At 62.4% G+C, this 12219-nt stretch carries 11 protein-coding genes and 1 pseudogene; all 12 read right to left on the bottom strand.

Going from position 1 to position 12219, the window contains the following annotated elements; all coding sequences use genetic code 11:
- Nucleotides 1–350, bottom strand: a 350-nt coding sequence (locus AC3ENO_RS14710; RefSeq protein WP_488185791.1) for an ABC transporter permease family protein, incomplete at its 3' end; no start/stop codon positions are given.
- A 17-nt stretch (nucleotides 351–367) separates the two neighbouring features.
- A complete protein-coding gene (locus tag AC3ENO_RS14705) occupies nucleotides 368–1654 on the bottom strand; it encodes a hypothetical protein (protein ID WP_434971328.1) in 1287 nt (428 codons plus the stop codon).
- Nucleotides 1651–3027 (bottom strand): annotated as a pseudogene (gene istA / locus AC3ENO_RS14700) (IS21 family transposase); the annotation flags it as partial. The gene AC3ENO_RS14705 and the pseudogene istA, both read right to left, overlap by 4 nt.
- Nucleotides 3023–4075, bottom strand: coding sequence for a sugar phosphate isomerase/epimerase family protein (locus tag AC3ENO_RS14695; RefSeq protein ID WP_434971327.1), 1053 nt, complete (start codon nucleotides 4073–4075; stop codon nucleotides 3023–3025). The pseudogene istA and the gene AC3ENO_RS14695, both read right to left, overlap by 5 nt.
- Nucleotides 4072–5199 carry a Gfo/Idh/MocA family protein gene (locus AC3ENO_RS14690; RefSeq protein ID WP_434971326.1) on the bottom strand — a complete coding sequence of 376 codons (1128 nt, stop codon included), beginning with the start codon at nucleotides 5197–5199 and terminating at the stop codon, nucleotides 4072–4074. Before AC3ENO_RS14690 ends, AC3ENO_RS14695 begins: the two co-directional genes overlap by 4 nt.
- 138 nt (nucleotides 5200–5337) lie before the next feature.
- Complete coding sequence (locus tag AC3ENO_RS14685) at nucleotides 5338–6288, bottom strand: sugar kinase (RefSeq protein ID WP_434971325.1); 951 nt, start codon at nucleotides 6286–6288, stop codon at nucleotides 5338–5340.
- A 64-nt stretch (nucleotides 6289–6352) separates the two neighbouring features.
- The gene (locus AC3ENO_RS14680) at nucleotides 6353–7078 is read right to left on the bottom strand and encodes a ThuA domain-containing protein (protein WP_434971329.1); all 726 of its coding nucleotides are present in this window, start codon (nucleotides 7076–7078) and stop codon (nucleotides 6353–6355) included.
- A gap of 14 nt (nucleotides 7079–7092) precedes the next feature.
- Nucleotides 7093–8193 (bottom strand): Gfo/Idh/MocA family protein, encoded by a 1101-nt coding sequence (locus AC3ENO_RS14675; protein WP_434971324.1) that lies wholly within the window; start codon nucleotides 8191–8193, stop codon nucleotides 7093–7095.
- A 31-nt stretch (nucleotides 8194–8224) separates the two neighbouring features.
- The gene (locus AC3ENO_RS14670) at nucleotides 8225–9025 is read right to left on the bottom strand and encodes a carbohydrate ABC transporter permease (RefSeq protein ID WP_434971323.1); all 801 of its coding nucleotides are present in this window, start codon (nucleotides 9023–9025) and stop codon (nucleotides 8225–8227) included.
- Nucleotides 9026–9066: 41 nt separating this feature from the next.
- Nucleotides 9067–9903 (bottom strand): carbohydrate ABC transporter permease, encoded by an 837-nt coding sequence (locus AC3ENO_RS14665; RefSeq protein WP_434971322.1) that lies wholly within the window; start codon nucleotides 9901–9903, stop codon nucleotides 9067–9069.
- Between the two features lie 139 nt (nucleotides 9904–10042).
- Complete coding sequence (locus AC3ENO_RS14660; protein WP_434971321.1) at nucleotides 10043–11212, bottom strand: extracellular solute-binding protein; 1170 nt, start codon at nucleotides 11210–11212, stop codon at nucleotides 10043–10045.
- A gap of 220 nt (nucleotides 11213–11432) precedes the next feature.
- On the bottom strand, nucleotides 11433–12219 hold a 787-nt coding region (locus AC3ENO_RS14655), incomplete at its 5' end, for a transketolase family protein (RefSeq protein WP_434971320.1).

The raw sequence follows: 12219 nt of genomic DNA, 5'->3' as shown, positions 1-12219 counted from the left end.
TCGGCGATCGAGACGCCGGCGAGGGAGATCGTCGTCAGCACCCGGTCGAGCACACCGTTGGGACGCAGCGCGGAGAGGATGCCGAGCCCCAACGCGATCGGGACGGCGATCGCCATGGTGCAGAACGTGAGCAGCAGAGTCGCAGGCACCCGGCTGAGCACGAGGTCCAAAGCGGGCACGCCCTGCCAGATGGAGTTGCCGAAGTCGCCACGAATCCAGCCTGAGAAGGACCGGAAGAATTGCTCCCAGATCGGGTCATTGAGACCCATCGCCTCGCGGGTGTCGAGATAGAGCTGGTGACTCGCGGAGGGAGGCAGGATCAGTCGTGCCGGGTCGCCGATCTGTGTCACGACGAACCACACCGCGGTCAGGTCAGCATGTCACACAACAACAGCACCGGAAGCGCGAGGATGACCACCACGCCCAGGTACGGCAAGTTGCGTCGCGCCACGACGAAGCCGTTCGCATCGTAGCGGCCAGCGAGGTATACGTTCAGCCCGGAGATCGGTCCTACCGCTGCGGCGCAGCCCCACGCGATCATGGCGACCATAGCAAACAGGGTGGGGTTCGGGTGGGTCGATGCGAAGAGGGCGGCGGCCGCCGCGATCGAGATGACGGGGTGGACACCGGCGAATGAGACCAGAATCATGGCGATCACAAGCAACCATGCCGTCAGCACGGTGAACTCGGTCACCGGGGCGCTCCAGCCTGCGGCGTCGACGAGTGCCCGCATCCCGACGGAGAGGACGCCGGCTGCGGTGAACAAGGTGACCTCGCCGCGCATCCGGGGAAGACCGCGTACAACATGGGCGGCGAGGATCCTCGGCATCCGCCGGGGATGCCTCGTCATAAGGCTGGCGACGGTGACCAGCAACGAGGCGAGCAGCACGATCACAGACAAGTCGACCGAGGGCAGCAGTGCGTGGCCAACGATGACAAGCGCGGCCAACGAGAGCGGGATCCGCAGCATGGACACGCCGATCGCGAATCCGGTGTACGACGGCAGCTCATCCCCGAAGGCGCGGACGAGCAAAGCGACCCCGATCGCCAAACTGACCACCGCGAGGATCAACCCGCACAGCACGAGCACGCCGGACTGCGCCGTAGGCGCGTACGTGAACGCAACCGCACTGGCCGCCCAGAACGGTGACCAGAACGCGCCCGGGGAGAACGCGCGTGACAGCATGAGCGCGTTAGCAATCGACAGCCGCCCTCGACGGGCGAGGTGATCGCCGACGAGGTTCACGGCGCTCAGATTGATCACCGCTCCGAGGATGTGGGTTACCACTGCAGTCCGCCACACCGCCGCCGCCCCAGTCAGCCGGGACGAGACCTCGGGCTCCTCCCGCGTGATCGTCGCCACGAAAGATACGGCCGCGAGCATGCCCAAGAGCGTCTGGTTCAATCCGAACACCTCGACCGGGTCGAACCGGTACCCGAGGACGAGTGCGGTAACCAGCGCGGCGACCCCCGTGACAACAAGAATGGCCGCGATAAGGCGTTGCGGGCGTCGCAGCTGCAGGAAGCCGAGAACGCCGACGGCGAGTGAGGCGGCACCAGCAAGAGGCAGCGCCGATGGGATCGCCGGTGACACGGCGACGAGGGCCATGGTCACCGCCAACGCGATGCCCAGCGCGGAGTCGAGGCGGCTCATCGGACACCGCCGCCGGCGTAGTAGTCGGCGCCGCGGACGTAGCCTGCTGGCTCCGGCTGTGACGCAGGTGTCGACCAGGCATCACGGCTGCCGGGATCGTCTTGCCGCGATTCGAGGATCGGCCGCAGGTGCGCGTAACGCGGCGAGCGGACCCGGGACGCCAGCGCGATGCCGGCGGCCGCTTCGACTCGGGCGGCAGAGTAGCGGCGGGTCAGCCGCAGCACCGCCAACGCCGCGTCCAGGCCCTGCTCATCGACCGGAACGGACTCGAAGATTCGGTTCACGACCGTCGTGGTGTGCTCGCCGATCCGGGCTGCCCATTCCCGGACACGCTCGGCGTCCCATTGCCGGTAGCGGGGCCCGTCGGGCAGGTCGCTGTCGTGGGTCCGATACTCATTCACGACACCCGTGGGGGCGAGGAGATGGCTGGTCAACCGCTCCTGCCCGGCGAACACCTCCAGCGTCCTGTCGGTGACTCGCAGGTCAACGCTGCGGCCGATGTGCGGGAACGGGACGGAGTAGAAGTTGCGCTCGAACACCACGTGCCCGTTCTTCTGCACTCGACGCCGGTAGATCCACCGCGAGATCTCGAACGGGACCTGTGGCAGGGGTCGCAGCAGCGGCTTCTCCTCCGCCTCGAACACCCCCAATCGCGACCCTGCGCGTTTCTGGAACGGTTCCGCGTTGAACGCAGCGACCCGCTCATAGACCGCCGTGCGCAACTCCGGCAGGGTCGCGAACTGCCGGTCGCGGAGCGCCGCGATCACCCAGGTCGCGATGTTCCCGACGGTGTTCTCGACACTGGCCTTGTCTTTCGGCTTCTTGATCCGCCCGGGCAGCACCGCGGCGGAGTAGTGCGCCGCAAGCTCCCGATACGCGTCGTTGAGCACGACCTCACCCTCCGCCGGGTGGGAGATGACACCGGTCTTGAGGTTGTCGGGCACGATCCGCGGAACCGAGCCGCCGAACCAGTCGAACATCGCGACGTGCGCGTGTAGCCAGGTGTCCTGCCGCATGTCCAGCGTCGGTTCCACGAACGCGAACCTCGAGAACGGCAGCGCCGCGACGAACAAGAACACCCGCGTCTGCTGCAACGTGACCGGGTCGGTCAGCTGCATCGTCTTGCCGGACCAGTCGACCTCGACCGTCTGCCCCGCCTTGTGACCAACCCGTGAGGCAGCGCCGGCGACCAGCACATGCTGGCCGTAGGTCTTGCAGAACCGGTCATAACCCATCGCCGTCGCCCCGTCGGCCCGGCAGGCGTCGACGTACTCGCCATGCAGCAGCTTCAGCGTCACCCCGACCCGCGCGAGCTCCCGGTGCACCCGCTCCCAGTCCGGCTGCGCGTGAACGCTCTCATGCTCGCGCTCACCCCCACCGGATGTCCGAAGTGCCACTTATTGGTTCCGGGTTTTGTTTACTGAAGGCTGCGTCGAATGGAGCGGTGGGTAGTTCCCAAAGGAGCGACTGGACATAATTTAGGGCCTGGGCGGCACCGTGCAGTCGATCCATCCCCGCATCCTCCCATTCGATCGAGATGGGTCCCCGGTATTGGATTGATGCGAGGGCACGGAATGCATCTTCCCAAGGAATGTCACCGTGGCCAGTTGAGACGAAGTCCCACCCGCGGTGCGGATCCCCCCAAGGAAGATGAGAACCGAGAATGCCCTGCCTCCCGGAGGACGCTCGGAGTCGAGTGTCCTTACAGTCGACGTGATAGATCCGGTCTTGGAAATCACTGATGAATGCGACGGTATCTACGCCCTGCCACGCCATGTGTGAAGGATCCCAGTTGAATCCTAGAGCTGCGCGCTTATCGATGGCTTGAAGCATCCGAACGCTAGTCCAGTAGTCGTATGCGATTTCACTCGGGTGCACCTCAAAGGCGAACCGCACGCCTTCAGCGTCGAACACGTCGAGAATGGGGTTCCACCGAGTTGCGAAGTCTTCATAGCCGGCGTCGATCGTCTCTGCTGGAACTGGTGGGAACATGGCGACGTAGGGCCATATCTTCGATCCGGTGAAGCCAACGACCGTGTCCACGCCAAGTTTGCGCGCTACTCTTGCAGCGCGTTTCATGTCCTCGGCGGCGCGCTGCCGGACGCCTTCCGCGTCTCCGTCTCCCCAGACGTAATCGCGAACAATGGCTTGGTGACGAAAATCGATCGGGTCGTCGCACACCGCTTGCCCAGAGAGGTGATTCGAGATTGCCCAGCACTTTAGGCCGTACCTGTCCAGAATCTCAAGCCGGGAGCTCACGTAGGCCTCGTCCTCGTCAGCTCGAGCGAGATCTAGATGGTCACCGGATGCGGCTATTTCGAGACCGTCGTAACCCCATCCAGCAGCTAACTCAGCGACTTTCTCGAAGGGGAGATCTGCCCACTGTCCGGTGAATAAGGTCACGGGATTTCGGTTACTCATGAAAGTTCTCCTGCCTGGTTGAGGACTGGTGTGTCGATCCAGGACTGGGTGCGCGCCGACTCGAGCACCGCGTCGGTCAGTTGGACGGCACGCAGCCCGTCTCGAAGCGAAGGTAATCCCTCCGGCTTCTCCCCTGCGATGGCTGCGTAGCTGTCGGCGATGAACGCGTTGAATGCGTCTTGGTAACCCATGGGATGGCCAGCGGGCACACGATTCAGTCGAGCGGCGTCGTTGGAGAGGAGCCGTTCTTCACGGGGGAGGAGGATCGACCCGTCCCGACGGCCGATCCACAGCTGGTCGGGGTGTTCTTGCTCGAATCGGTAAGCCGCGTCTCCCGTGTGGATTTCGAGCGTGAGGCCGTTCTTACGGCCTGCGGCCATCTGCGTGATTAGAGCGCAGCCAGGGGCACCGCCCGCGAGTTCGAAGAGGACCCCGGCGATGTCTTCATTATCGACGGGCATGCCACCTCGCTCTGGAAAGACAGTCCGGGCTATTGCAACCACTCGCTTTACCCGCTCACCCGTGACAAATTCGATGAGATCAAACACGTGCGAGCCGATATCAGAAAACGCCCGAGAAGCACCTCCGGATTCACCCGCTCGCCAGTTGCTGTCTTCTCTGTCAAGAAGCCAGTCCTGCATATAGGCCGCATCCACTGACAGCACGACGCTCCGATTGGCCAGGATGCGGGCTCGTGCTTCCCGAACCATGGGATGGTACCGGTAGACAAACGGCACTGTGCCTACCAATCCAGCTGACTCCTGAGCCTGCACTACGCGGAGCGCGTCAGTGAGCTGAGTTGCGATTGGCTTCTCGCAGATGATGTGCTTACCGGCTTCTATGGCCGCAATGCTCTGCGCCGCGTGTACATCGTTGGGAGTGCAGATATGGACGACCTCAACCCGCTTGTCGCTGAGAAGCGAGGCCGCACCTGTCACCGCCTCTTCGATGCCAAGGGCGGCAGCTGCAAGCGCTGACTTAGAGGGTGTGGAGGAGGCGATGCTAAGCAGGCGCACCCCCTCTGCCCGAAGGGCACGGCTATGCACCTGCGCCATAAAGCCCCCACCGAGGATTCCCGCCGAGAGTGTGGCGCGGGCCGGTGTGATGACAGTGTCGTCGCTCATACTTGGTGACCGTTCATGAAAGTTCTAGGCCCGAAACCGCACCCCACTGGAGGACAGCCGCTGGCCGACGTGTGCTTGGTTTGCCTCCATCGGACGACGGAAGCCTCGGAGGCCTTTCTTGGCGCGTCACGCACGTGTTCACCGCATCACAGGATCGTTGCGCTCGATTAACTCGTCTCGACGAGGGGTTCCTTCCCAGTCCCCGACGACTTCGCATGCACGCGCGCCGGCAATAACTGCCGTCTTAACCCTCTGCTCGTGAGGCCGTCCGAGGACTAGCTCTGCAAGGTACCCGGCAACGAATGCATCCCCCGCCCCAACCGTGTCGATCACAGCAGCCGGTCGAGCGGACATGGTCAGGACTTCACCCTTGCAGAGAGAGATGCAGCCTTGGGCTCCAAGCTTGATGACTACGGATTGTGGCCCGTAGGAAGCGATCGAGCGGGCCATCTCTTCAGAAGCGGGGGCGTCAGTGACGAGAGCCGCTTCGTCTGGGCCGGCGAAAAGAACATCCACAAAGGGAAGAGTGTCCCGCAGGAAAGCACTGGCGTCGGTTCGGGACCAGAGTCGCGAACGATAGTTGATGTCGAACGACACCGTGATACCGAAGGATCGTGCGCGCTGAATGAGGCTCGTGGTCAAGGATTGAGCAGATTCGGACAGCGCTGGGGTGATCCCGGTCAGGTGAATAAGCGAGTGTTGTCGGAGGAGCTCGTCATCAACATCGGATGGGGAAAGTGCTGTCGCGGCGCTTTCGCGTCTCCAGAAGGACACGTCGGTTCGGTCCGGTCTCTCTCGTGTCTTGAGCATGAATCCTGTCGATCCAGGCCCTGTGGGGGCAATTACCCGAACACCCTCGGCAGCTAGCTCACGACGGATCAGCCGCCCGACCGAATCATCACCAATCCTGCTCACCCAGGTTGAAGCTACTCCCAGCCTGCGTAGCCCGATCGCCACGGTCGACTCTGCCCCACCAAAACCGATCCGTGCCGCACTCGAACTGGCCAGATTTCCCGGGACCACGTTGACAGCGAGGCCGAGCGTCTCGCCGGCGACGAGAACTGCACGGTTCATGACAGCATCCAGCATGGGAATGAAGTTGTGTCGAAGTCGCCATCTGCCGGGGGTCGCGTCCCGCGACCCCCGGCAGGTGTCACGACGCGAACCAACCCGGCTCCCGCTTAGACCCTGCGGGCAATTCCCGTACCGTGTGCTGGGCGGGATGGGCCCACCGGATGGCGTTTACAAGCACGCGCTGAACGTCGGGATGGTTGTAGACGGGGTAGTCCTGATCGCCGGGGCTGAAGTAGAAGATCCGACCGCGGCCGCGCGTGTAGGTCACTCCCGAGCGAAATACTTCACCTCCCGCGAAGGACGAGATGAAGACCAGCTCGTCGGGGACGGGAATGTCGAACTGCTCACCGTACATCTCCTGCTGGGGAATGACGATCGGGTTAGGCACGCCTTCGGAGATGGGATGGTTGGGCGCTACTGTCCATACCAACTCCCGCTCTGCCGCGTTCCGCCACTGCAAGTTGCAGGTGGTTCCCATGAGGCGTTTGAAGATCTTGGAGTGGTGTCCGGAGTGGAGAACGAGCAGACCCATCCCTGCAAGGACTCGCTGATGAACGCGCTCGACGATCGCGTCGTCGACGTCGGCATGCTGCCGGTGCCCCCACCACAGCAACACGTCCACGTCGTCGAGTACCTCGTCGGTCAGGCCGTGCTCCGGGTCGGCGAGAGCTGCGGTTCTCACGACCGCGTCCGGCATCAGCTTCTGCACTCCAGCGGTGATCGCTCCGTGGATGCCGCCCGGATAGTAGTCCGCGAGGTTGGTGGCGCCCCCATGGACTTCGTGCCACCCCTCATTCCACACCATCACGTTGATCCCGGTCACAGGGATACCTCCTTCTGTTCACGTGCCGACAAGTAGCACGCATCGATGATCTGCGCGCGCGTGAGCGCCACAGAGCCGTCATGACGCGCCCAGCTGTCTGGGTCGCGGATGTGGGCGATGAAGTCCTCGATTACTCCGTCGTGGCCTCGGTTTGGTGCATTGGTGAAGACACGCTGATCGATTGCTTCTCCACTTTCGCCGTCCCGATAAACGGTGAGATCGCCGTACGGGTTGCGTGGCCCTCCGATTACTTCGAGACTCGCACCACCTTCAGTGCCCAGCACGCTGAAATTCATCAGGTCGTCCATTGAGCGGTACGCTGCCCAGCCTGCCTCGAGTACGAGTGTTCCTCCGTCCTCGAGATGCAGAAACGCCGACCCGAAATCCTCGACCTCAAAGCCCGAACGACTGGCGTCCGCGGTTGCTCGCTGTGCGCCGCCGCGACCACGCGGACCGAGCTCAGCGTAGGTGGACGCGCTCACCCGTGTGACCCGCGGTTCACCAAGCAAGTGCAGAGAGTAGTCGAGTACGTGGACGCCGATATCAATCAGCGGCCCTCCGCCGGCAAGTTCGCCATTGGTGAACCAACTGCCGATCAGCGGGATACCGCGCCGGCGCAGCCAAGATCCCTTCGCGTAGTAAGGTCTTCCGATCTCGCCCGCGGTGATGGCCTGGGCGAGGGCCTGAACGTCGGCGCGGAGACGGTGGTTGAAGACGATCTCCAGAACGCGGCCGTTTTCGCGAGCGGCGTTCACCATCAGTTGACCCTCGGCGCTGGTGCGGGCGATTGGCTTCTCGCTAAGCACATGTAGGCCGCGTTGCAGAGCAGCGATCGCGATGGGGGCATGCATGAAAGTGGGAACCGCGATGCTGACAGCGTCTATGTCGTCGATCTCCAAGAGTTCTTCGTAGGACTGCGCCCGGTGAGGGATGTTATGACGATCAGCAAGTTCCTCGACAAGATCAGCTTCTTTGGCTGCCAGTGCAACGATCTCTACCCCTGGGATGGCCTGATAGGCGTTGAGGTGTTGAACGCCAGCCCAGCCGACACCGACGACGCCCACTCGTATGCGATCTTGATTACCCACGCTGTTCATACGGATTTCCTTCTGTTGATGTAGTCCCGGGTCAGCCCTTAACGGCACCCGACGTGAGGCCGGCCACGATGCGTCGCTGGAACACGAGAACGACGGCCAAGAGCGGGATCGTCACGATGACGGACGCGGCGGCGATGGTCCCTAGCGGAATCTCGAACTGATTGACGCCGGTGAAGTACGCGATAGCAACGGGCACTGTTTGTGCTGCTGGAGTCGAGGTGAGCGCGACGGCCAGCAGGAACTCATTCCACGCTGATATGAAAACCAGGATTGCGGTGGCCGCCAGCCCGGGAGTCGCGAGTGGCAAGATGACGCGCACAAAAGTGGTGATCGGACCACAACCGTCAATTGCAGCGGCCTCCTCGAGTTCCGATGGGATCTCCCGAAAGAAAGACGTCAAGGTGAAGATCGCAAGAGGCAACGAGAACGTGAGCTTGGGGATGATGAGGCCGATGAGCGTGTCGTACAACCCGATCTGAGTCCAGATCTCAAAGATCGGCGCGATGATCGTGATCACCGGAAAGGTCGTGACCGCGCTGACCAGAGTCAGCATCACTGCCTTCCGGGGTAGGGGCAGGCGAGCTAGCGCGTAGGCCGCGGACGATCCGAACAACAGCGCCAGTAGGGTCGTGACGGAGGCGACGATCACTGAGTTGCCGACCGCCGTCAGGAATCTTCCGTCGTTGAGGACGTCTACGTAGTTCTGGAAGGACGGGTCCCTTGGCCAGAGGTCGGCTGTCGACAGACCCGGACCAAATTTCAGCGACGTGTTGATCAGCCAGTAGAACGGAATCAGTGAAGACACCATGACCACGACGATGATCGCCCACACACCCACCCCCACTCGAGGGGCAGTACTAGATCGTCTGCGCATCATCGGGGCATCCTCTTAGGTGTCTGGCGAAGGTTTCCGCCGGCGAATCGGATATAGAAGAGCGCCACAATCATCACCACGACGAACGTGAGCATGGACAGGGCAGATCCTTCTCCAGTGAGACGGTTCTCGCGCAGTGCGTCGTACGCCACGATCGACATGGTGGCGGTGCCGTTTGCTCCCCGTGTGAGGACGAACGGTAGATCGAAGATGCGCAGGGTATCGAGCAGGCGCAGCATGCCAGCGACGGAGATCGCTGGTACCAGCAGGGGCAGGGTCACTCTCCAGAACGTCTGCCACCGTGTAGCGCCGTCGATGCTTGCTGCTTCAAACACGTCGGCCGGGATAACCTGCAGGCCAGCCAATACGAGCAGAGCGACAAAAGGTGCCGTCTTCCACACCTCCGCGAGGATGATGACAACGAAGACCAAGCCGGGGTCTGCGAGCCACACTGTGTCGCCGCCGGGAAGACCGAGACCTTTGAGCACATTCGTGACCAGTCCCAGGTGGGGGTCGAACATCGTTTGCCAGATGAGCGCACTCACCACCGTCAACACGGCGTAAGGCATGAGCAGGACGGACCGCAGTACGCCTCGACCTCGGAATGCAAGGTTTAGGAGCAGAGCTATGCCTGTACCGACGATGAGTTCCAGCGGCACGGCCACCAGCGCGATCGAGAAGCTGTAGCGCACTGAGTCCCACCAGACGGGGGAGCCGAGTTGCTCGAGATAGTTCTGGAGTCCGACGAATCGGCTGAGCCCTGCTTGGATGCGGCTGTACTGATGCAGCGACAGCCATACTGCGTAGCCGATTGGTAGCACCGCCACTAACAGCATGAGTGCAATGGCTGGGGTAACCATTCCGATGGCGGCACGGCGGCCACGGGCGTCTATATTTCGCCGGCCGCGGCCGGCGCGAGGCCCCCGCTGCCTGGCGGCAGCGGGGACCTCGTTAATCGTTGGGGTCTGCGCCATGCTAGAAGGCGTCCTGTGCGGTCTGGATGTCCGTGACCATCTTCTTGATCGCATCGTCCGTCGAGCTCTGTCCCGAGAGCGCAGCGTACACGTTGTTGTAAATTGCAGCTGAGATCTCCGCATAGACAGGCGACTTCGGACGAGACTTAGCGTTCTCGACAGCCGAGTGGAGCTGGTCGGCAAAGGGGATCGCAGCCTGGACATCGGCCTCGTCATACACGGAGTCGACGACAGGAGCATAGGCGGTCTGGATGAACTGCTGCGCCTGAAATTCCGGACTCACTGCGTAGTTCAGCAACGCGACGGCGCCAGCGAGGTTCTTCGTGTTCACAGGGATGGCCAGGTTGCCGCCTCCCAGCACGCCCTGGGCAGGGTGGTCCTTATCGAAGGCCGGCGCGGGGGTCACCTTCAGGACGTCCTGCACGGCAGGTGCCTGAAGGCCCGACGAGTAGGCGTTGGGCCAGTTCCGGAGGAAGCCGCCCACTCCTGATTCGAACGCGGTCCGTGCGGCACCATCGTCGTACGTCAGCGATGCACGGTCGATTGCGCCGGAGTCGAGAGCACCTTTCATCAGATCCAACACGGCCCTGGTCTCGTCGGAATCGACCACGACATTTCCCTGGTCATCGAGGACAGCTCCGCCCGCCGAATACAGGATTTCGAGGAAGTTCGTCGTCAGACCCTCTTTCGGGGCAAGCGCGATGAGCATCGCGTTGTCTTTGTTCGAGGCGGCCTGGTCATACAGATCCTGAAGGGTGTCGGGCTTGCTCACCCGATCGTCCCGGTAGAAGAGAAGTCCGGCATTGGTGAAGTAGGGTGTTGCCCAGTTGCGGCCGTCGTAGGTGGTGGAGTCCACCACCGAGGGGATGAGCTCGTCGGCGTGCTCCTTCACGAGTTCGCTCTGATCGAGGATCCAGCCTTGAGCCGCCCACTCAGCGGTCCACACGACATCGGCCACGTAGATGTCACAGTCGTCGTTGCCGCTATCCAGGCGCTGAATAGCCTGCTGGCGGGTCTCGGAGCTATTGGGGCCCAGTGCTGTGTACGTGGCAGTGACTGCGGACTGGGATTCGTTGAACGATTTAACGAGCAGTCCGAACGCCCCGTTGTCGTTGTTGCCGCAAAGAGCTACATCACCTTTGGCACCGTCAGCGACGGAGGGGTCGATCACGTCGACCTTCGGAGCAAGGCCGGAACCTGCTGAATCTGACGATGGTGTCGATCCGTCGACTCCGGATGCACAACCAGTCAGTGCGAGGGCGGTTAGTGCGATGAGGGACAGTGAGCGAGCACCGCGGCCTCTTGTGGTCATCTTCATTGGTGACATCTCTTTCTCTTTGGGTGGTGGGGGGGGTGAAACAAGTACGCGGCTGCTGCGAACAAATTCGCATTTATACAGATGGAAGCGACATGAATTGCTCGACCGAGTCAGCGATGTGCGTCCCCGTGAGCCGGAATGCCTCGAGGAGCTCGCGCGGGGGGCCGCTTTCGCCGTAACGGTCGTGCACGCCGCAACGCAGGAGTGGCCGCGGCAGCTGCTCACTCAGTAATTCCGCGATCGCGCCGCCGAATCCTCCAGCGATCTGCGCTTCCTCCGCTGTCACTACGCGTCCGGTTTTGCGTACGCTGGTGAGAATTGTCTTTTCATCGAGGGGCTTGATGGTAGGCACGTGAATCACCTCCGCCGCGATCGCACGTTTAGAGAGGATCTCAGCAGCGATCAGCAGCTCATAGGTCATCGTCCCTGTGCCGGCGAGCGTGACGTCGCTACCCTCGCGCAGAACATACGCACGGCCGATCTCAAATGGAGAACTGGCAGTGCTGAATATCGGGGTGCTGTCTCGCGACAGTCGAAGGTACGACGGCTGATCATTGCCCGCGATGGCAAGGGTCGCCTTTTCCGCTTCAATACTGTCCCCAGGGGCCACGACGACCATATTTGGCATGACACGCATGAGAGCGATGTCCTCAAGCATTTGGTGAGTTGCCCCATCCGGACCCACGTTAAGGCCGGTATGCGCACCTACGACCTTCACCGGTCGGTCGTTGAGCGCGGCCGTCGTCTTGATCTGCTCCCAGTTTCGGCCCGGGCTGAACGCGGCGTAGCTGGTGGTGAATGGGATCTTGCCAGCGAGTGCCGTGCCGCTTGCAACGGTGACGAGGTTCTGTTCCGCGACT

This window comes from Microbacterium sp. bgisy207 (assembly GCF_057706855.1).
Note: the sequence above shows the minus strand (reverse complement) of the source record. Positions and strands in the feature narration are given on the sequence as shown.

What these genes read in the sequence shown, in the direction of transcription:
- AC3ENO_RS14685 (WP_434971325.1), bottom strand. Translation starts at nt 6,288, where the DNA reads ATGCTGGATGCTGTCATGAACCGTGCAGTTCTCGTCGCCGGCGAGACG.
- AC3ENO_RS14705 (WP_434971328.1), bottom strand. Translation starts at nt 1,654, where the DNA reads ATGAGCCGCCTCGACTCCGCGCTGGGCATCGCGTTGGCGGTGACCATG.
- AC3ENO_RS14695 (WP_434971327.1), bottom strand. Translation starts at nt 4,075, where the DNA reads ATGAGTAACCGAAATCCCGTGACCTTATTCACCGGACAGTGGGCAGAT.
- AC3ENO_RS14665 (WP_434971322.1), bottom strand. Translation starts at nt 9,903, where the DNA reads ATGCTGTTAGTGGCGGTGCTACCAATCGGCTACGCAGTATGGCTGTCG.
- AC3ENO_RS14690 (WP_434971326.1), bottom strand. Translation starts at nt 5,199, where the DNA reads ATGAGCGACGACACTGTCATCACACCGGCCCGCGCCACACTCTCGGCG.
- AC3ENO_RS14680 (WP_434971329.1), bottom strand. Translation starts at nt 7,078, where the DNA reads ATGGTGTGGAATGAGGGGTGGCACGAAGTCCATGGGGGCGCCACCAAC.
- AC3ENO_RS14675 (WP_434971324.1), bottom strand. Translation starts at nt 8,193, where the DNA reads ATGAACAGCGTGGGTAATCAAGATCGCATACGAGTGGGCGTCGTCGGT.